This is a genomic window from Pseudoalteromonas sp. NEC-BIFX-2020_015 (assembly GCF_012952265.1).
Taxonomy (GTDB): Bacteria; Pseudomonadota; Gammaproteobacteria; order Enterobacterales; family Alteromonadaceae; genus Pseudoalteromonas; species Pseudoalteromonas neustonica.
Genome location: NZ_JABCJL010000010.1, coordinates 83,177 through 104,789, shown reverse-complemented (window position 1 = coordinate 104,789; position 21,613 = coordinate 83,177). Strand labels below are relative to the sequence as shown.

18 protein-coding genes are annotated in these 21,613 nt (G+C 39.0%); 6 read left to right on the top strand and 12 right to left on the bottom strand.

Features of this window, described 5'->3' with window-relative positions; genetic code table 11:
* Positions 1–120 precede the first annotated feature (120 nt).
* Positions 121–369, top strand: a complete 249-nt coding sequence (locus HH219_RS09705) for a hypothetical protein (RefSeq protein ID WP_169327358.1) — start codon at positions 121–123, stop codon at positions 367–369.
* Positions 370–554: 185 nt separating this feature from the next.
* The gene (locus tag HH219_RS09700; RefSeq protein ID WP_099458957.1) at positions 555–1,433 is read left to right on the top strand and encodes a delta-class carbonic anhydrase; all 879 of its coding nucleotides are present in this window, start codon (positions 555–557) and stop codon (positions 1,431–1,433) included.
* 30 nt (positions 1,434–1,463) lie between these two features.
* Here the strand turns inward: HH219_RS09700 and HH219_RS09695 are convergent, their stop codons facing one another.
* Together HH219_RS09695 and HH219_RS09690 are read right to left on the bottom strand one after the other, a co-directional pair.
* Positions 1,464–2,141, bottom strand: a complete 678-nt coding sequence (locus HH219_RS09695) for a response regulator transcription factor (RefSeq protein ID WP_054203458.1) — start codon at positions 2,139–2,141, stop codon at positions 1,464–1,466.
* Entirely contained in the window at positions 2,141–3,697 is a 1,557-nt protein-coding gene (locus HH219_RS09690) for a sensor histidine kinase (RefSeq protein WP_169327314.1), read from the bottom strand. The genes HH219_RS09695 and HH219_RS09690 overlap by 1 nt, the downstream gene beginning before the upstream one ends.
* A 303-nt stretch (positions 3,698–4,000) precedes the next feature.
* Between HH219_RS09690 and HH219_RS09685 the strand changes: the two genes are divergently transcribed.
* Together HH219_RS09685 and HH219_RS09680 are read left to right on the top strand one after the other, a co-directional pair.
* Positions 4,001–4,336, top strand: coding sequence for a zinc ribbon domain-containing protein YjdM (locus HH219_RS09685; RefSeq protein WP_054203488.1), 336 nt, complete (start codon positions 4,001–4,003; stop codon positions 4,334–4,336).
* 300 nt (positions 4,337–4,636) lie between these two features.
* Positions 4,637–6,694 (top strand): prolyl oligopeptidase family serine peptidase, encoded by a 2,058-nt coding sequence (locus HH219_RS09680; RefSeq protein WP_054203487.1) that lies wholly within the window; start codon positions 4,637–4,639, stop codon positions 6,692–6,694.
* Between the two features lie 93 nt (positions 6,695–6,787).
* Here HH219_RS09680 and HH219_RS09675 read toward each other — a convergent pair whose 3' ends face one another.
* Positions 6,788–7,021 (bottom strand): hypothetical protein, encoded by a 234-nt coding sequence (locus HH219_RS09675; RefSeq protein WP_054203456.1) that lies wholly within the window; start codon positions 7,019–7,021, stop codon positions 6,788–6,790.
* Positions 7,022–7,302: 281 nt separating this feature from the next.
* Entirely contained in the window at positions 7,303–9,033 is a 1,731-nt protein-coding gene (locus tag HH219_RS09670) for a SulP family inorganic anion transporter (RefSeq protein WP_169327357.1), read from the bottom strand.
* A gap of 205 nt (positions 9,034–9,238) precedes the next feature.
* Here HH219_RS09670 and HH219_RS09665 point away from each other — a divergent pair, with 205 nt between their 5' ends.
* Positions 9,239–10,678, top strand: coding sequence for a DKNYY domain-containing protein (locus HH219_RS09665; RefSeq protein ID WP_169327313.1), 1,440 nt, complete (start codon positions 9,239–9,241; stop codon positions 10,676–10,678).
* Positions 10,679–10,727: 49 nt separating this feature from the next.
* Here the strand turns inward: HH219_RS09665 and dps are convergent, their stop codons facing one another.
* The 7 genes from dps to HH219_RS09630 form a co-directional block, all read right to left on the bottom strand.
* Entirely contained in the window at positions 10,728–11,243 is a 516-nt protein-coding gene (dps, locus tag HH219_RS09660; RefSeq protein ID WP_054203454.1) for a DNA starvation/stationary phase protection protein Dps, read from the bottom strand.
* A gap of 205 nt (positions 11,244–11,448) precedes the next feature.
* Complete coding sequence (locus tag HH219_RS09655; protein ID WP_169327312.1) at positions 11,449–12,804, bottom strand: ATP-binding protein; 1,356 nt, start codon at positions 12,802–12,804, stop codon at positions 11,449–11,451.
* Positions 12,791–14,179 (bottom strand): sigma-54 dependent transcriptional regulator, encoded by a 1,389-nt coding sequence (locus HH219_RS09650; protein WP_169327311.1) that lies wholly within the window; start codon positions 14,177–14,179, stop codon positions 12,791–12,793. The genes HH219_RS09655 and HH219_RS09650 overlap by 14 nt, the downstream gene beginning before the upstream one ends.
* Positions 14,180–14,556: 377 nt before the next feature.
* Positions 14,557–17,064 carry an FtsX-like permease family protein gene (locus HH219_RS09645; protein WP_249118487.1) on the bottom strand — a complete coding sequence of 836 codons (2,508 nt, stop codon included), beginning with the start codon at positions 17,062–17,064 and terminating at the stop codon, positions 14,557–14,559.
* Positions 17,065–17,073: 9 nt separating this feature from the next.
* The gene (locus HH219_RS09640) at positions 17,074–17,802 is read right to left on the bottom strand and encodes an ABC transporter ATP-binding protein (protein WP_064435303.1); all 729 of its coding nucleotides are present in this window, start codon (positions 17,800–17,802) and stop codon (positions 17,074–17,076) included.
* An 8-nt stretch (positions 17,803–17,810) separates the two neighbouring features.
* Entirely contained in the window at positions 17,811–19,064 is a 1,254-nt protein-coding gene (locus tag HH219_RS09635) for an HlyD family efflux transporter periplasmic adaptor subunit (RefSeq protein ID WP_169327310.1), read from the bottom strand.
* 181 nt (positions 19,065–19,245) lie between these two features.
* On the bottom strand, positions 19,246–19,839 hold the full coding sequence (locus tag HH219_RS09630) for a LysE family translocator (protein WP_169327309.1): 594 nt from the start codon (positions 19,837–19,839) through the stop codon (positions 19,246–19,248).
* Positions 19,840–19,942: 103 nt separating this feature from the next.
* Here HH219_RS09630 and HH219_RS09625 point away from each other — a divergent pair, with 103 nt between their 5' ends.
* Entirely contained in the window at positions 19,943–20,392 is a 450-nt protein-coding gene (locus HH219_RS09625) for an Lrp/AsnC family transcriptional regulator (RefSeq protein WP_054203447.1), read from the top strand.
* Between the two features lie 463 nt (positions 20,393–20,855).
* On the opposite strand, the gene HH219_RS09620 is transcribed toward HH219_RS09625, so the two are convergent.
* Complete coding sequence (locus HH219_RS09620; RefSeq protein ID WP_169327308.1) at positions 20,856–21,497, bottom strand: pyridoxamine 5'-phosphate oxidase family protein; 642 nt, start codon at positions 21,495–21,497, stop codon at positions 20,856–20,858.
* Between the last annotated feature and the right edge of the window lie 116 nt (positions 21,498–21,613).

The following is a 21,613-nucleotide window of genomic DNA, read 5'->3' as shown; positions in this document are numbered from 1 at the left end:
AGTCTTTTTTGATTAATTAATGTTCTTCTTTGCAGGCGTTAAAGCTTGTTATTATTTATCCTCTTTCCCATAACTGTTATTCTATGTCCATTAATAAGTAATAAGTAATAAGTAATGAACATGATTAACGATAATGATGTAATAGATACACTTGAGGAACTTGAAGCCTTTTTATTTTTAATTGATAACGGCGGCTTGGGTTTAAAAAATGTAACAGGTGTGGCATTGGCCACTAATAATACAAATGGTCGCCCGTTTATCGCTGTGCTTGATGATCAGCATAAGTTGTTATTAGGTCGCTGGATAACACAGGATGTATTTGAAAATGGGAAAGATTTGGTTCGCCGAGGGCCTAAAAAATCACATTAATGGACCGAACTGTTTTTTCAGGTAGCTTGAATATCAAGTCAGGTTACCATTTCATTTTCAATTATTAATCGCTGCGATGTTGGTGCGATTACTCTCTTAGTTTTAATCTAATTTTAATGTTCCCTATAAGTTTTTTTTAGATACTTTCAATAACATGAGTTTATGAACTTTAACAAAAGGCATAAATGAAAGTGAAAAAAATGAAAAAAACAATGATTGCAAAATGTGCATGTATTATTAGCTTGTCGGCATTTACTTTAACGAGTGCTATGGCTGGTGCAAAAACAGTGAGTGATAGTGTGATTGCAGAGCAGCGTGTAGCACTTGAAAAAAACACGAATGGCAAAGGCTTTGGGCCACAATCACCACGTGATATAGATCAAGGTTACGGAACTAATTTACGTAGCTTTGGTACTGCGCCTAGCCGTAGCGATCTTAATTTATGTAATATTCATTTTCATAAAAATGCAGAGCATAAAGGTGGCGAGTTCACCTCTTTTGCAGGCAACGGTGATGGGAAAGGTCATCACACCGGTTATATCTATGATGGTAAATTATCAGCAGCCCAGTTAAAACCCGTTAATAGTAATATTTGTTCTGCAAAGGGGGATTCATTAAACGTAGGTGATACGCTAGAAGTGCACTTTGTTTATTCATCTGCACAAGTTACACCAGGGCCAACATTAGGCGCGTGTTTAGCTGAAAGTACGATGAATCCGGGCTTGAGAGTTGAAGGGCAGGTGATTGTTTTAGCGAATGATAAAAATGCGCTTAACTTTTCACAACTTGCTGATATTGAAAAAGTAAATGGCTATTATCAAGCGCCTAATATACCAACTAATATGGGGGTGCCTGTTGAATACCTAGGATCGACTACTGGCCCATCATATAATGAAAAAGCGTCACCGTTACAGGTGAGCTGGAGCGTCCGACCTAATGTTGCAATGGTTGATATTAACAGTGTTGGTAAGTGGTGTAATGATAATGTATTTAAAGAAGATCATGCCCACGCTGTGCGAAACTTAGTGCAAAACCCTAAGTTGTTATCGCCTATTTCACTTTAATATAATTAAAGCGCGAGTGACCCGCTCGCGCTATTTTAGACTCATTCTATAACCATTTCCGCGCAATGTTTGGATAGTTAAATCAGGTTCGCTTTCTATTTTTTTTCTTAATTTACTAACATAAACATCAACAATATTAGTATTTGGCTCATTATAGGTTTGCCATACACGGCTCAATATTCGCTCTCGAGATAGTACTTTGTCTTGGTTTTCAACAAAATAAAGCAATAACTCAAACTCAATTTTTGTCAGCGGTAACTCTTCATCATTGAGTAACGCTATGCGTTGTTGGATCAGTAAAGCGAGTGAACCGATGTTTTGTGTTGTTTGATTATGCTGCTGCGGTGTATTCATGCGTCGTTTTAATGCGAGTACACGGGCTAATAGCTCATCAAAATCAAAAGGTTTACATAGGTAGTCATCAGCGCCCATTTCGAGTCCTTTAACGCGTTCAGATACTTCATCCAGTGCAGTTAACATCAAAATCATGGGGGGGGTTGGTAAGGCTTTTATAGCTTCGAGTATTGATAAACTATCTTGTGAACCAAATAGCCTATCGAGGATCACTAGTTGAGGGGAGTGCTTTTTAATAAACGGGAGCACTTCGTGTAGTTCATTTAGGTTTGTACATTCATAGCCTTCAGCCCGTAAACCTCGCGATAAAAAATTTAATAGAGGTAATTCATCGTCTGCGAGTAATATATTCATCATGCATGTCCTAAAGGTAAAGAGATTGAAAATACAGATCCCTGTCCTTGGGTAGATATAACGCTAATGCTGCCATCGTGAGCTTCAATAATGGCTTTTGCGATTGGTAGCCCTAAACCTAAGCCTTCACTGTGTTTACTAAAGCGCACAAAACGTTCAAAAATATTATCAACTTCAGCAGCAGAGATCCCTTCACCATGATCTTTTATGGTAATCGTAATAAGTGACTCTGTTTTATGTAGACTGATGTCGATGGGTTGATCTGATTTTGAGTATTTAATGGCGTTGTCGAATAAAATTGCTAGCACTTGCTGTATTCTTTGGGTGTCTATTGTTACGACTAAATCGTCTAGATCTGAGTGAGTTACGCATGCAATGCTGCGACTTAGGTTCAGTTTTTGCCATTTAGCAACTTCAGTTCTTATTAATGGCACTATTTGGGTTGGTAAAACCTCTAAGCCTATTTGGTTCATCTCTGCGCGTGTTAACAGTAGTAGGTCGTCAACTAAACGGCTTAGACCCACGGCTTGTCCGAGTATTGAGGTTAGTGTTTGGTTAAAGTCATCAATCGATACAGACTGCATTCTCAGTGTTACTTGTGCTTCACCTCTGATTATCGTTAATGGTGTGCGTAATTCATGTGAAACATCGGCAATAAATTGACGACGCCTTGAGTCAATTTTAGTTAATAAAAGGTTGGCTTCAGTGAGTTCACTGGTACGTTGTTTTACTTCTTGTTCTAATTGTTTTCTAGATTGTATTGCATTGTTTTCATGCTCTTGAAGGCGCAGAGCGAGTTGATTTATCGAGGTGGCAAGTTCTTCAAACTCATCATCTAGTTTTACAGATATAGGTTTTTGGTAGTGGCCCAGCGCAATAGAATTTGTTGCGTTAGCAATTAATATAAGAGGTTGATAAAGCTGGTTAAAAAGCCAATAGCAGCCATATAATATTAGTGGAATAGAAAGAGCGCCTAGGCCAATAGCAAACCATAATATAGTGGTGTTGAGCATATCCATTTTGGCATTAATTGCTGTAACAACACGGGTTTGGCGAGCCACGGCTGAATTGATAGCCTCTCTAAACTGATCATCAATGGTTACTTCTAATAAGCGCTTTAGTTGTGCCTGTTGATTTAACGGTGCTTTATTTCCGCTGCTCACAACCGCTCTAAATTCAATGGTGATTTCATCAATCATCCGTACAAGCTCATCTGTATCTTCGATGCTTCCTTTGGTAAAAGATATACCAAGTGCTTTTCGTTGTTCAATTTCGAGCTTTTTAATTTGATTGAGTGACTGCTGAATTAAATTTTGTTTTTTACGTACGTAAGCTTGGTTGGCATTTTGGCCAAAAATTATTTCATCGGTCAGTTGTTTAAAAAGTCGGTATGAAATACTTGATAGCTTTTCATGCTCTACAAGTAATGAGTGCGCTATATTACTTTGTAATAAATTTTCACGTGTTAAATGCGACGATATTGCGGTGCTAAGCAGGGCCAAAAATAAAAAGAAGGCGGTTGTTAGGCCAAAATAAAAAAGTTTACGCTTATACATAATAGTTACTTATTCTAAAAGTCAGGTAAGGGTACATGTAAGGCTTTTACGACGCAATAAAAGCTACTTAGGGTTGTATTGTAATTAACCAAAACTCTGGATAATAAACCTCTCTACAATGGCTATTTTCAACGCTAACAGCCTACTCAAAAGGTGGATATGCCATTTTTCCTAGGTAAAGAGCAAAGTAAGTGGTGAGTAAGCAAAAGTGTTTTCCAAGAGTTTTGCACGTAATGTCTACAAATAGACAAATTCAGTGTGAGTGATTATTATAATCGAAAATTTATTTACGCGTGCTTACTTATGTCTTTACCCCTTTGCCCAAAATGCCAATCTGAATATGTATACCAAGATCACACTTTATTGATTTGCCCTGAGTGTTCACATGAATGGGATCCTGTCAGTGATGCCTTAGAAGATGCAGTTAACGTTAAAGATGCCAATGGCACTTTATTAGCCGAGGGCGATAAAGTAACTGTGGTTAAAGATCTAAAAATTAAAGCCAGCTCGCTCGTTATTAAAATTGGCACCAAAGCGGTGATCCGTTGGATTAAAGATACGAAAGACCATCAGCTCGATTGTAAAGTCGATGGGGTAGGAGAAATGATGATAACGGCTAAGTTTGTGAAAAAAGCGTAGGGCCTGTTTATCTTTCGAGGTTGAGTTTACAGCAGCATGTTAGGCTTTTAGACAAGGCAGAGCCTATGATATGTGACTATTAAAGTAATTATATTATCCCTTGCTGTGTAATTTTTACAGCTAAGCGATTACGAAATAGTTGTTTTATGTTCCTAATTCCAACGATGTTCGCATTTTGAGGTGACTTGGGTGTATAGGCCAAAGTATGATATTTGGCATTCGCAATTGTGTTGATTGCAGGTACTGGTTGCTATAAAGTGGTTTTTTTAATCAGAAGGAAATGACGTGAAAAGAAAAAATATATTGCGTACTGCACTGATCGCTTCTTCGTTAATAATAACGAATACTTTTGCCACAGAAGACCCCTTTCTATGGCTTGAAGAGGTTGAAAGTAAACAAGCTCTTGACTGGGTTAAAAAACAAAACGATGAATCTTTAACGCACCTTAAATCCCAGAAAAGCTATCAAGCAACATTTGATAATACGTTAGCGATTTTAAATGACAAAGAGCGGATACCATATGCCGCAGAACGTGCGGGTTATTATTATAATTTTTGGCGTGATGAAACACATGTTCGTGGTGTTTATCGCCGTACTACATTTGCTGAATATCAAAAAGATTCACCAAAGTGGGAAACGGTTTTAAATCTAGATGAATTAGCTGAGCAAGAAAATGAAAACTGGGTATATAAAGGTATGAATTGCCATTACCCTCGCTATCAGCGCTGTTTATTATCATTATCTCGTGGCGGTGCGGATGCAACCGTTGTAAGAGAGTTTGATATTAGCACTAAGTCATTTGTTAAAGATGGTTTTAGTTTACCAGAAGCAAAATCATCTATTTCTTGGTATGACGAAAATACAGTATTTGTTGGTACTAATTTTGGCGAAGGTTCAATGACTGACTCTGGTTATCCAGGGGTAGTAAAGTTGTGGAAGCGAGGCACCAAATTAGAGTCCGCAAAAACAGTATTTACTGCGAGTAAAAGTTCTGTATCAGCAGGGGGATATACGGCTTATGACGGCGATAAAACGCATCATTTGATTTATGATGGTACAAGTTTTTATACGCGTGACATGTATGTTTTAGCAAAAGATAAACTCGTTAAGCTTAATCTTCCTAATGATGCGTCTGTAGTCGGATTAAATAACGATAAAGTGTTTGTACAGCTAAAATCGCCATGGAAAAAATTTGTGCAAGCGGAGGTTATTTATACTGACGTCAACTCTTTAATTGCCGACAAAGCTGAGTTTATCAGTTTTATTAAACCTACTGAGCGCGTTTCAATTGAAAGCCTTCGTTTTACAAAGTCAGCTATTTTAGTCACTGTAATGGAAGATGTAAAAAACAAACTCTATCATTATACTCCAGCTAAAAATGATGAATGGAAAATAGAGCAAGTCGATTTTCCTACGACGGGAAGTATCTCGGTCTTCAATACAGATCCAGATAAAGATGATTTCTTCGTAAACTACACTGACTTTTTAACACCTTCAAGTTTGTATTTAGTTGATGGTAAAAGCCTCAGTCCGAAAGTAATAAAAAGTGCAAAGTCTCACTTTGATGCAAGTAAGTATGAATCGAAACAGCATTTTGCAACGTCAAAAGATGGTACTAAAGTTCCTTACTTTATTGTTCATAGCAAAAATCTAAAGCTCGATGGTAAAAATCCTACCTTGTTATACGGCTATGGCGGTTTTGAGGTATCAATGCAGCCTTATTATTCAGCAAGTTTAGGAAAGAACTGGTTAGCTAATGATGGTGTATATGTATTGTCGAATATTCGCGGTGGCGGAGAGTATGGACCAAGCTGGCACCAAAGTGCACAAAAAGAGAATCGTCATAAAGCTTTTGAAGATTTTGAAGCTATTGCAGAGGATTTGATTGCTCGAAAAATAACGTCACCAAAACACTTAGGAATTCAAGGTGGTAGCAACGGTGGTTTATTAGTTGGGGCTGCATTTACACGTCGACCTGATTTATATAATGCGGTTATTTGCCAAGTCCCATTACTTGATATGAAACGTTTCAATAAGTTATTAGCTGGTGCTAGTTGGATGGGGGAGTACGGAAACCCTGATGTTGCAAGTGAATGGAATTATATTAAAACGTATTCGCCTTACCATAATTTGAAAAAGGAGACAGACTATCCAAAAGTGTTTTTTACTACTTCTACACGTGATGACCGTGTACACCCTGCACATGCACGTAAAATGGTAGCAAAAATGCAAGGCATGGGTCTTGAAGTTCTTTACTTTGAAAATATGGAAGGTGGTCATGCTGGCGCTGCTAATAATGAGCAAAGCGCGATGGTGAGTAGTTTAAGCTATGTTTATCTTATGGAAAGATTAAAGTAGAGCATACTTCCAAATAAATAAAAGGTCAGGCTAATATCTGACCTTTTATTTTATAATCAATATATTATCTTTTTTTGAATTTAAGAATTAAGTTTAGTTGTTATGCACTTGTGATACTAATCTATGATAACCCTCGCCTGTTGTTAAGTTTGCAGGGCATTGAACATGACCTGAAAAATATTTGGTTCTTGTATTTGGCTCGTGAGGGGCACCGGCAACTTTTTGATATTTACACGTTGTATATTTATTCGCGGCTTCACTATCAAAGCTAGTTGTAGTAACTAGTGTCACTGCAAAAGCGAGGCTCAATGTTATAAATCTCTTCATTATTATTTCCTATTGATTGTTTACCCTGTTGGGTAATAAAAACTTAGCACTGTGAGTTTGGCTTTAATATTGAATAGTTTTCATATCGTCGAATGAAAATCATACAATTTAAGGTGTTGACTTGATTGGTTTGTTTTACTCAATAAAGATAAAAGACCACCGTTGGCAAAAACTATTATTTTATGTTGATATAGCGCTATATACACGACTCAAATAATTTTATTGTTGAGTTTAATGGGATGAGTAATTTTCATCCATTAAGCAGTGTGTTTTTATTATTACTAAGGCGCTATTTGATTTTCTTCAAATAAGTCGACTTGTTTAATAGGCTGACTGACGCTGTTTTTTCGCAGGGCAACATATAGGTCTGAGTGGATGTAGATCCCTTCTTTGCCAGTTGTCATGCCTGCGATTTCAAACCACGTAAGTAGCTGGCGCTTTCTGCCTGCAAGCTCTAAACGAATATCGCGCTTTTTAAAAATCACATCTAAATCGGCTAGCATTGCCATGACACTTAAATCTAAGTGCGTAAAACAGGGCACAGCATCAATAATCACGCATTGTGTCTGTGTGTCGTCTTTTTGTCGTGCGTATTGCTCAAGAAGCCTGCGTTTAAAATAGCCTGCATTAAAGTAGGTTAGAGGAGAATTAAACCGATAAATAAATACACCTTGTACGGCTTTTGCTTTATCTGTGGTGTCTAAACTTCTTACTACGCCTTTTACATCAACGCCGAGCACATTGTCTGTTGGGCGCATTACAGTTCGAATAAATTGAAATAAACCTAATAGTACAGCAAGTGTGATCCCCGGTATTACACCAATAAAGAGCACGGCGAACAAGGTTGCTAAGGCAAGGTAAAATGCGTGTTTGTCTTTGCGTTTTAATTGCCATACAGCTTTTAAATCTAATAAATGAATAGAGGCAATAATAAGCACCACACCTAAAGCTGCGCTGGGAATAAACTCAAGGGGGGCTGTTAAAAACAGTGCAATGATAGCGATTATGCCAGCTGCAATGATTGACACTAACTGTGTTTTACCGCCAGAGTCGTCGTTAACAGCAGTGCGTGAGTCTGCGCCACTTACAGCAAAGCCTTGTGATAAAGCTGAGCCAATATTAGCAATACCCAGTGCTCTAAATTCTTTATCAGCATCTATGTCGTAACCATTTTTTGCGGCAAAACTGCGCGCAGTAAGCATCATACTTACAAAGCTAACAATAGCTAAATTAAGTGCAGGCACCACCAGCTCACGAATAATCCCAAAATCATATACGGGGAGGTGAAATACCGGTAATCCACCTGTAACAGTACCAATAGTGTTTATATCAAACTGTTTTAAATTAAACAGCCATACGAGTATTGCGCCAAATGCGATGGCGAACATAGATGCAGGCCAGGTGGGCTTTAGGCGTTTCATTGTAAAATAAACAGCAATTGTAAAGAAGGTCATTAAAAGAGTTGGAATATGAGTATGGGATAAGTATGTTGGTATTGCGGCTAAACGCTCCAATAAATACTTTTCATCAAAAGTGAAGCCAAGTATTTTTGAAAATTGACCAACAATAATAGTAATCGCGACACCATTTAATAAACCCATAAGAATCGGCTTAGATAAAAAGTCAGCTAATACTCCCAACTTAAAGCGGCTTGCAATAAAGCACCAAAAGCCGGTCATTGCAGTCATGGTGACAACAAGTTGCCAATGCTTGAAACTATCACCAGCTGCCAGTGGTGTAACGACTGCTGCAATAACAGCGCAAGTTGCTGCGTCAGGTCCGACGATGAGCTGTCTTGAAGTGCCAAATAATGCGTAAAGGATCATCGGTAAAATACAAGAGTATAAACCTACCGCAGCGTTAACACCGGTGAGTTGTGCATAGGCAATCGCAACTGGTAATGCCACCGCTGCGACAGAGAGTGCAGCTCTTACATCATCAGCAAACCATTTTCGTTCATAGTGAAGTAACGTATTTAAGCCGGGCATAAAATCATATAAACGAGAGAGCAGCATAGCTTCCTTTTTACACTTTGGTAGTAAATTTAATCTAATCAGTATAGCGCAGAGTCTGTTTTTTTACTTAATAGCAATAACTTAGGTTATATAAAATAACCTATTTTTATGTAAGCAGAAAATGATTGATTGGCTGACGAAAGTTTAGCTTAAATATAATTTGAGTTAAGATGCTTACTCCCCTATGGATAGAGATATTAAAATGGATTTTTGGACCTGTATTTTTGTATTGTTTGCTTTTTTTGCCGTGCTACAACTTTTGAACTCACTATTTCCTACGCTTAAAAATAAGAGTACGTTGTTTAATTTTTTAGTAAGCCCGTCAATGGTTTTTTCAGGACCTGTTGATAGTGAACGCTCGGATTCATATTATTACTCGGTCAATAAAAAGCAGATCCGTTTTTCTCCAATGGGAAACTGGTTTTCACTCGGTAATAGCTTAGTTGAAGGCGCTGATATTGATTCATTTGAAGTCATCGCGCGTAACTTTGCAAAAGATAAGTATCAGCTTTATTACGGTTGCCATGTTATTTCAGGTCAAGTGGATTACGATAGCTTTGAAATTATAGAGCACGATGTTATTCGCGATAAATACCATGTTTTTATTCATAAGCACAGCGTGTCTTTTGCCATGGCGAGTCAATTAAGACCAGAACAACAGTTCATCATTCTAGGTGGTGCAGATCCTGCCACATTTGTATTAATGAATGATTTTTGGGCAAAAGACTGCAACCACCATTATTATAACTTTGTACGCCAGAATATCGGTTACGACACGTTTTCACATTTAACTGAGTCTATAGTGAAAGATCAACATAGCGTGTTTATTAAATGCGATGATACGTTTAATAGAACGGCTGTCAGTGGCGTTGGAGTAAAAGCATTTGATGAGCGCTACATATACGACGATAACCACTTATATTGGCATCAAGGCAAATATGAGCAGGATATTGATGGTTCTTTTAATACAACAACATGGCTTGAATGCGTGCCATACAAAGATATTAATACACTAAAAGTGCTCGACGACGATTACTTTATTATTGATAGTAAAGTGTATTTAGGGGCTGAGGAATTACCCAATGCCAAAGCTAATGAGTTTGAGCTATTAAGTAACTTTGCATTTGGGTGTGACTCACAGCAGGTTTTTTACTTAGCTAAACCACTAGAAAAAGTAGTGCCTGAACATTTTACATTATTATCTCCATCCGGAAATTACTCCAGCGATAAAAATCACCTATATTTTAAACAACAGCTTATTGGTCCTTATAGCGACGAGCGAGTAGAGCTAAGCAACAATGATTTTTTAAAAACGACTGATGCAGTTTACTATCAAGGCACGCAATTGGAATCTGTTGATGTACAGGAGTTCGCGCTATTAGAGCGGTTTGCTATGTATGGCTGTGACGGAAAAACAGTGTATTTTGGTCACCATAAAATACATGGGGTAGATCTTGATAGCATGGAAGTTGTTAATCGAGATAAGCTGCTAAAAGATGCTGATGCCGTGTATTGGCACGAGAAAAAAGTACTTGGAGCTGACCCTAAAACGTTTACTATAAGTCATCGAGACTATGATAAATATGACTGCGAAGACGATTATTATTTTTATAAAGAAGCTGAGCGCGTAGGTAAAAAATAGCGACAAAAAACCCTGCACTACGGGCAGGGTTGTCTGGGTATTATGGGGGTTATTTGGTTTTTAGTTCCCCAGTTGACGACTCTAAGTGCGCACGAACAAACCATTGAAACTGCTCAAGGTCAGCAAGTTGTGCGATGATCATGTCTTCAGACACAGGATCTAATTCAGATAGCTTTTCAAGAGCTTTGCGGTGATCACCATTAATGCCGTTATATACTTTATCAAGTGCTACTAGGTGATCTTTTACCAAGCCTTTGCCAATTGAATAATCTTCCCATGAGCGGCGATCGACAATAGATTTAGGAGTACCGATTGGCACACCACCTAGCGTGGCAATTCGCTCAGCGATGGTGTCGGTCATTTCTCGAACTACCTCCACTTGCGGATCAAGCATTTCATGTACGCCAATAAAGTTAGGACCTACTACGTTCCAATGAATATGCTTTAAAGTCAGTTGTAAATCAATCAGGGCCACCATGCGGTTATCGAGTAGGTCAATGGTGCGTGTTGCAGATTCGCTAGTCATACCGGGAGCTGTAAATTCAGCAACTTTACTATTACTCATAATTTCTCCTGCTTAAATAAATTGATGCTTTAAATAATCCATAGGATATAAAGCAATGGTCATGCCTAGTGTGAATTGAAATTAAATCTCTTTAAATACAATTAGTTGGGTTTTTTTACTTGTCACTGTGATTGTTTTTATATAATTTTTTTATGAAAAGTTTGCAGGCATTTGTAAAATCTGCAAACTTCACAAGATAATTATATTAACGTGTAGGTAGAACAATCGTGGCTTGTACGCCGCGCTGAGTATCACGATTTTCTATGTGTAGATCGCCATCATGGTTCATGGCTATTTGCCGACTGAGGACTAACCCTATACCACTACCTTGAGTTTTAGTGGTGTAAAATGGCACAAATAAGTTATCAATATTCGCTATTCCAACGCCTGAATCCAGTAGTTGTATTAATAGCTTTCCCTCACTAATTTTCCATTGCAACGTTAAGCTAATCGGTTCTTTATTGCTGGCTGATTGGTTTGTGTTTGAAGCTTCAATTGCATTAGTGATCAAGTTTACCAACGCTTGCTGTAATTGTTGACAGTCAACAAAAAAAGAGATGTCTGGGCTTTTAGGTAACTGCCAGTTTATTTGCGGGTAAAGGGCCGTGGTGCTGTGGATAAAATCAGCGACAGACATAAGAGACTTTGCTGGTGGCGGAAGGGTAGATAATTGCTGATAGCTTTTAATAAATGTATTGAGCGAATGCGCGCGCTCTGAAATAACACATAAGCCTTGATGTAAATCCGCTTTATTGTCAGCTTGGGTTAAATCGGCCCTCGTGAGCTTTGCTAAAGACTCGCTTATTGAGGCTATCGGCGCTAATGAGTTATTAATTTCATGGCTTAATACTCTTACTAAGCGTTGCCATGCAATTCGCTCTTCTTCGCGCAGCAGTTGTTGAATATCCGTGATAAATATCAAATTATGTGTTTGGGTATTAACTAAATACTTATCAACGTGCAGATACACTTTTTTACGGTGCTGCTTTAATTGAAACTCAACCACCTTTTGCCCATCCACGTTTAACGCATCTTGCAAACCTAACTGATTAATTGGCCCACCGATAACGGCTTCAAAACGACAGGTAAAAAGCTTTTCAGCGCTGGGGTTCATTAAAACAATCGCGTTATTATGATCAGTGGTAATAATGGCAACATCGATTTGATTGATGATTTTTGTTAATAGTAGCTGTTGTTCTTTTAGCTCTTGTTTGTGTGTACTAATTGCCGACGATAAACCTGTAAGGGTGTGGTTAAACTCAGCAAGCGCACCTTGTTTGTATCGACTAACAGGGCGCGTTGTGCCATCGCCAAAAATAACGGATTCGATAATGTTTATAGATGTGCGTAATTGGTAGGTTATTTTTTGCCAGATACTGAAGCAGCTATAGCCGGTAACAATAACTACAAAAAGTATAATCAGTATTTTTAAGTAAATTGATATACCTGCTGATATTACAAAATAAAATAACAAAGCACTTGGTAAAGCAGTTGCTAGTAACACTAAACGTATAATATCGCCTTCGTAGCTCTTTACTATTTTGCGTTTAATTTTCGTCATATAGTAACTTATATTTATCTAAACGTCGGTAGTATGCGCTGCGACTTAAACCTAAAGATAGCGCTGTTTCGTGGGCTTTATTATCAAACAAAGCAAGGCGCTTTTTAATTACATGTGATTCGATATCGTCTAATGTTGCTTCATCAAACGCGAATGCTTCGGGCTTATCTTGTGTTGCTAGGCCTAAATCACTGACTTGTATCTCATCGTGCTGGGCTAAAAATAATGCGCGTTCAATAATATGGCTTAATTCTCTGATATTGCCGGGCCAATGATAGCTATGCAATGCTTTAATGGCATCTTTTGAAAACGGTTTGCACGATAAGCGGTATTTTTCACAAAACTGTGTTTGAAAATAATGGGCTAAAGGAAGTATATCAGCAGTGCGATCACGCAGTGCAGGAATGCGTATTTCGGCAGTATTGAGTCGGTATAGCAAATCTTGCCTAAATTGTCCTTGTTCAATCAAACTAGGTAAATCAGCGTTGGTTGCTGAGACTAGGCGAACATTAATTTTTTGGGTTTTAGAGCTCCCCACTTTTTCAAATTGTCGCTCTTCAAGCACCCTTAATAATTTTGCTTGTTGCGATAATGGAATATTGGCTATTTCATCTAAGAAAATAGTGCCATTATCAGCCATTTCAAAACGGCCAATACGGGTTTCTTTGGAGTCAGTAAAGGCGCCTTTTATATGACCAAACATTTCACTTTCAAATAAGTTTTCGCTAATAGCCCCCATATTGACGGACAAAAATGCTTGTTGGGCACGGGCAGAACATTGATGTAAATAATTAGCGAGCATACTTTTACCTGTACCATTTTCGCCAGTAAAAATAATATTCATATCACTGAGAGCTAAGCGTTCAAGCTGGTTGATGATCGACTGCATTGCAGTAGATTGGCTTATTATTTGGCTTTTTGGTAGTTGTGATTCTTGTTTAAGTAAGGCGTTTTCTTGGGTTAAACGTTGCTCTTGGCGGGTTAAAGTACTGAGTTTGATTTGTGCGTTAACCTTGGTAATTAGGTCGTTATTTTTCCACGGTTTCTGTATGAAATCGACAGCCCCTAATTGCATTGATGCAACGGCAATATCAATGCTACTAAACCCGGTCATAACGATGACTGGGACTTGTTCGTCAAGCTCTCTAATTGCAGTAAGTAGCTCAAATCCTTCGTGTCCGGATGTGGTATCGCGGTGATAATTTAAATCCATTAATACACAGGCAAAGTCTTTTCGTTTTAATAGCTGTAATACATCAAACGGCTTTTCAACGGTGGTTACTTCAAAACCTTCTGATTTAAGTAGCATTTTTAAAGCTATGAGTACGTTAGCATCGTCATCAGCGACGAGTATCGATGGGGTATTTGGTGTCATTAGTTTACCATTTTAACAGCGAACAACTTATTTAGAGCTGTTCGCATAAAAGAAATATTAGGGCGTGTTGACCTTTGTGGATTGAAATTTGTTCAATCTAGGGGCGATTTAATCGCGGCGCGAGGTTTGTAACCTAGCGGGCTAAGTAAAAACCGAGCAAAGCTTCCGCGTCCTGCTCACGCCCCTTACCTACATCCGTGTAGGCAACAAAGAGTCAATCGCCCCTAGGAAGAACCCTTTGGACAGCGCATGTTTGGCATTTATACTGCGTTATCGCCTATTTATGGGGAACAACCACACACCATAGGCGCTGCCTTGCCTAAATACCAAACATACTGCTGCAAAATCAATCACTAAAGCTCAACACGCCCTAAGCATTAATCGTGATGTAATGCGTCACTGGGCTCCATTTTGATCACTTTTTTAGCGGGTATAAAGGTAGCTAATAAGACCATTGCTGTTATTAACAATGGGACACAAATTAGACTTAATACATAACTGGTGTTACTTATCACTAATGTATTAGTCATGGTACTGACTAATAATAGCGACAGACAAACACCGATTGCAAGGCCGATAGCTAACTGCTTAATGGCTTGATTCATAAATAATCTAATAATGTCATTATCAGGTGAGCCTAGGGCTCTGCGAATACCAATTTCTTGAGTGCGCTGAGTAATGCTATTTGCAGCCATTGCGTAAATGCCACTGGCTGCCAAAAATGCAGCGATTACCCCGCACAGTAAAAATATTTTACTCACTGACAGCACCAGTAACATTGGTTGATTAATTAGATCGTCATAATTTTGTATATGATAAATACCAAGATCAGGGTCAACAGTATTTACAGCATCCATTAGGGCTTGCTTGATAGCTGCTTCATTGCCTTGATAATGTAATGCGACATATAGCCGCCATGGACCAATGTTATCCATTGAATGATAGGAGTTATAAGAGGCACTAGAGGATCGCATAGTTGAACCATGAAAGGTATCAGATACAACGCCAACAATGGTATACCAATCGTCAGATGCGCCCCTTGCACTAACACGCCTTACACGCTGACCAATGGCATCATTTTCTGGAAAAAACTGCTTGGCGATGGTTTGATTAACCATAATGCTAAGCGCACCGTCTTCTCGGTCTCGGTAATCAAAAGCACGACCTTGAATTATTTCCATGCCAATGGCTCGCCATGAATCATGGGCAACGAGCTCATTATTACTGTAAGGGTTTTCATTCCAAACTTGTGCGGCGCGTCCTTCAATTTCAAAATAACTGGTGCCTTCCCCTCGACCAGGTAGTTGTGACATGAAAGAGACGGCTTCTATACTTGGCATGGCTTCAAGTGTTTCCTTTAATTTATAGTACATATCAGAACGATTTATACGGTCTTGGTATTCAAACTCAGTATCGTATCTTACAGGGTATTTTTCAGGTGACAGTTGTACTTGTGCTGTAAGGCGCTTGTCGGTATCAACACCGTAATCAGCGGTGCCTGCAGAGTAACCTGTGACAAGTAAAATAGTGGCAATGACTAATACAACACAGGACAGTAAAATCTCAGAAATGACTAACACTCTGCCAGCTTTAGCTGCTTTTTTACTTAAAGCACCTCGTGTGCCATCTCGTATTACTGCATTAAAATCATTTGATAACGAGCGAATCGCAGGGAGCAGGCCAGTGATTGCAATCATTAACACCACTGAGACGATTAATAGCACTATAGCGCTTGGCTCAAGTGATAGATCCCACCAAAATGGCTTTTTATTTTCGACAGTAAAATTGGCGTTAAGTATTTCGTTACTGACTTCTAATCCGTAAGCGGCAAATAACAATGCAAACAGTCCACCAGTACAGCATATAAAGACGCTTTCCCACAGCATTTGTAAAATTAAACGTTTTCTAGGAATACCGAGAGCAACACGGATCGCGACCTCTTTTAGACGTTCGTTTACACGTGCAAGGAGTAAGTTACTTACATTGATGCAGGCAAGCGCTAATATAAGAAATACCACAACAAACAAGGCAACAAAAATAGTGTAATACTGCACAATACTGGCGTGTTTGTAGGGTTTTGCAATTAGGTATTCGCCGTTATCGCTGAGTCTCCAACGAAAATCCTTCATTAACTCAGGCTCAATTTGCGTATTGAAAGAGGCAACCCCGGCTTCGACTTGTGCGAATGTGGCATCTGGTTTTAGGCGAGCAATACCAAAAGCGCTGTTTCTGGTTGCTTCAATTGGGTTTAAGTAATCAGGACCCAAAGGTTGCCATATTTGTGCATATTGTGGAAATGAAAAGCCTTCAGGCATAACACCAATAACACGTGAGGGCATGGCATCAAGTGATACTGTTTGGCCAACTATTTTAGCGTCGCTATTAAAGTCTCGTTGCCATATTTCGTAACTGAGTACAAATACAGACTCCGCACCGTCATAAAAATCCTCAGGTGCGAATCCTCGCCCCAGTATGGGTTGTACACCGGCAATTTCAAAAATATTCCAACTGGTGTAAGTTGCATTATATTTTTTTGCTTGTTGGAGCTTACTATTGGTTGATTTTGCGCCTCCTGCAATAGTCGTTCCTTCATAATAATAGGCAACATCTGTAAATAACCCTAGTTGTTGGTCTAATTGCAGTAAATGAAAAGGATCTGCTTGCATTCGGTATTGATGGTTATAATTATATTTAGCTTCAATGGCGACAAGTGGCGTGTCGCCATTCATTGTCATGGGTTTAAACACCAAATTATTTAAAATTGAATAGGCGTAAAGTGTTAAACCAAGGCCAATTGCGACAATCAAGATGGTTAAAGCAGTAAACATTGGCTTTTTTAGTAACATTCGTGCGGTATATTTTAACTCGATAGCTAATGACATCATTTTGTCCTTTTATACCGTAATTGCAGCTGACTGCTGATTGTTTTCGTGATCGGCAACAATCTTGCCATCGAATATTTCAATTGTGCGTTTTGCACGACTCGCGCCACGCGGATCATGAGTAACCATGCAAATAGTCGCGCCTTCTTGGTGAAGTTGGTCGAGTAAGTTCATCACCGCTTGCGCATTTTTTGAATCAAGGTTACCTGTGGGCTCATCGGCTAAAATAATCGACGGGTTGCCTGCTATCGCTCTGGCTACGGCAACGCGTTGCTGCTGCCCACCTGATAACTGAGAAGGAAAGTGATTAACTCGGTGAGCCATGTCAACTTTGGCTAAAGCATCAGCAACCATGGTTTTACGTTGCTCTTTGCTAATGTCTTTACGATAGGTTAATGGCAGCTCAACATTTTCGGCAACGGTTAAATCACTAATTAAGTTAAAGGCCTGAAATATAAAACCAATTTTTTCATTGCGAATATGTGCGCGCTCATCACGATCAAGGTTTGATACGTCGTGATTAGCTAATAAATAATGCCCTTGCGAAAGGTTATCTAATAAACCCAATAAAGAAAGTAACGTAGATTTTCCACAGCCTGACGGGCCTGTTATTGCAATGTATTCACCTTGGTTAATCAACAGGTTAATGTCATTTAAGGCATGGGTTTCAATGTCATCAGCAACAAAAACTTTTTTCAGTTGTTTGAGTTCGACCAGTACAGGGTTTGAGTGCGTTTTCATAGTGCTTCCTAATTAATTTTTATTTGTTGATGACCATCCCACGCGGAGACATCTGAGACGACAATGTTGTTGCCTGTCGCTAATCCTTGTTTTATTTCAATATGGGTTGCTGACATTTGTCCAAATTCGACTGTTGTTGATTGGGCATATTCGTTGGCTGTATCTAATGCGTAAATGGTGCCTGTGCTGTTTGCTTTAGCAAACATGGGGCGTTTTACAAATAACACATCATCGAGTTTTGCTATTTCAATAATGCCGTCAACAGACAGTTCAGGGCGTGCTTCTTTTGGAATGTCACCGACTAATTCAACATCGACTTGTACAGAGCCATTGATCACCGCAGGATCAATGCGTTTGACAATGCCTGTTGTGATATTTGCGCGGGTGTCGATGGTGACGTGTTGACCTAGAGCAACATGGCTGACTTGTTTTTCGGGAACGCGTAGTTCAGCTAAAAATTCGCCACTTTTGGCAAGGCGGGCTAGATTAGTGCCTGCGTTTACACGTTGGCCAAGCTCCAGCGGCATTTCTTGTACAATACTATCAATCGTTGCTTTAACCGTTAAGCCGTCCACTTGGCTTTGCATTCTGCTGACTATATGCTGCATGCGTTTTGAGCGCGCTGAAAATGCTTTTATTTGTGCTTGCATGTTTTCGCGGCTTTTTAGTAAACGCTTTTGTTCTAGTAGCCAGCGCTGCTTAAATTGGTTTACATCAATTTTTACTTCTTCATGAGCTATTTTTGATACCGCGACGATATCTTGTGCAATTAAAGATTCTTGCGCATTAAGTGTTAGCAGGGCGCGTTCATAATTTAATTGGCTATTGATCACTAAAGCTTCTTGATCAAATACTTGTGACTCAAGGGCAATTTTTTGAGCATGAAGTTGCGCCTTCATTTCTTCTAATTCCCACTGGCTTTCTTCAAGTTGTTGCTCAAGCTCCGGGTTACTTAAAACCATTAAGATATCGTCAACTTTTACGCTGGCACCGGCTTTAGCATAAATAGCTTCAACACGACCACTGATATTGGTGGCTACCCAGCGAATATCTTTGGGTACAAGCACTCCGATACCACGAACGGTCACCTCAAATTGCCCCCGTTTTACGGTATCGATTAACAAGGTGTCTTTAGTGGCAATTATATTACTGGCATTTGAGCGTGATATTTGCCAAATCACCATCACTAATACTAAGCATATCCCAGCAATAATATAAGGTTTCTTGTTTGCTGCTTTTTGTTTTTTTCGGATTATATCCATTTAAAGTAACTTAAAAATGCTGATCATAACTAGATATAGCAGTTTCAATGCCAATAAAAATAACCGTTAATTATCAATTTATTAGATTTTATTTTTCACAGGGTAAAGTTACAGTGTGTCGATAATGGGACTGATAAAAAGGCGAGGTGTGTCGTTATTGGGATCGCTTTAATTAAAAAATTTAGAGCATACTAAAAAGTACAGAAGCGACGAGCAGTATCGCCATAAAAATATTGAACGCTCGCAGACGTTCAGGGTGACTTAGCCATATTTGTAATTTTTGCCCAAGTAATGTCCACGCGCTGACACAAGGCAAATTTACCAAGCCAAAAATAACACCGACAATCACGATCGCCCCGATGCTTTTAGAAGGCGCATATACACTCACTGCGCTTAATGCCATGGTCCACGCTTTCGGGTTTACCCATTGAAATAAAGCCGCTTGGACAAAGGTAAAGGGTTTAGTATCGCCATTTTCAGCGCCAACAGGTGTTTTATTACTGGCAATTTTATAAGCAAGATAAAGTAAATAAGCAATACAAAGCACTTTTAATAGTTGATAACTTAACGGAAAAACATCAAATAATTGCATTACTCCTAAACCAACCAGCACGAGCATTATCACAAAGCCAATTGTTACGCCCAATAAGTGTGGCAAAGTGCGCCTAAAACCAAAGTTAGCGCCAGAGTTCATCAGCATTAAGTTATTAGGCCCAGGCGTGACAGAAGAAACAAGCGCAAATAGCGCCAATGCTGATAATAATTCAATATTCATATTTAATGCTCACTTAGTTGCTTGTATTTATGCAATTATATGTTTATTACCTCGCAATTTTTGCGCTTATTAATGCAACTAAAATTATTTTTGACAATTTAAAATGAAAAAAGATCGAATAAACGACAGAATATTGCAAGAGCTAAAGCTCAATGGCCGAATTGCAAATGCTGAGCTTGCAGAGCGAGTTGGTTTATCGCCATCAGCTTGTTTGCGCCGTGTGCAAGAATTAGAAAAAATAGGTGTGATCACGGGGTATCGTGCAGTGATAAATAATCATGCGTTTGGGCTGGGGTTTGTTGCATATGTTGGTGTGGGCTTAAATGAGCACTCTACTAAATCACAACGTACTTTTGAGCAAGCGCTGGAGTTTATTGATGAAGTAAAAGAATGTCACAATGTGACCGGTGCATTTGAGTATTTATTACGAATAGAAACCGCAGATATTAAATCTTATAAAGCGTTTCATGCGGATGTGCTAGGGTCAATACCACAAGTGCGTACAATAACCTCTCATGTTGTGATGGATTCACCTAAAGATGAGCGGGCGTAGAAGCTAATTTATCTGCGATTAATTTAGCCATTAAAGTACCTGCGTTAATTTTTGTACGAAGGTACTTTTTTGATAAAGCGACAGCTTAAGCGTTTATAAAGCCGACTTTTGAGCTAACTACTCACTTTCTGCACGGGCAGCTTTTGTTAATTTAACTAATGCCTTACGCACAGCCATAGGGCTGTCACAAAGTGCATAAAATGCAATGTAATAGTTACGTTGTTGGCTTTGCAGGTAAAATCCCTGTGGTAATATACCCAAGCCACCTCAAGATGCAGAATTCAGCGTTTCACAGAGGCTTAATATCAAGGCGTTACTTTGCAAGAATGGCCGTCCCTTTTAAGAAGGAACAACGATGAGAGTAAGTCTCTGTGAAACGCCCAACGGGTTGGTTTAAAAGCGATTTATACTGCGTTATTGATTTTAATAATAGAACCACTATTACTTGCAATCAATGCCTTGCCTAAATCGCTTTTAATTCCAACGACGCTCGCATCTTGAGGTGGTTTGGGTATAGGCCGCTCATAATGGGTGATGGGTCATTTACATTGCAGTGTTGTTTTAAAATTAAGCTAATGGCATCTAGATGATCGCCGTTCATATGCTCAATCATATGTTGTTCTTGTTCTTCATCCCACGGCTTAGAGGGTTGTAGCCACTCATCTTGTTCTAACCAAAATATTTTTCCAAAGCCCCCGATATAACGCACGCGTATTGCATCTAATTGCCAAAGATTAAAATCATGAGCGTTACGATAGCTTTGTGCTTCTGGGTAAAGGACTATGTATTTGTCGATTAACGATTCAGCTTTATCGGTGTCAACTAAACGGCCATCCCCCACTATTGTTACACGGCCATGCTCATTTTGATCGCCTTGCTCGGCGGCATCAAATACCGTTAAACTCATGCGGCTATCATGTTGTAGGTTTTTGGTATGCTGGGCGATATTGCTAATAAAAAAGTAAATACGGCCTTGCTCGTCGCACATATAAGGGGCGACGGAGCCAAAAGGGTATCCTCTTAAGTTATGAGAAAGGGTCGACATAACCCCACTACTTTTTGTGAATACTAATGTTTTTGCATCGTGAAGGGCTTGCTGCCTCATAAAAATTCCTGGCGTTGAAAGTCGCAAAATCTAGATTTTTTTATTGTTACACGTAATTCTGCTGTTAAAACGACTATTTTGCAAATGATTCTTGTTTACGGTGGAGTAATTGCTTT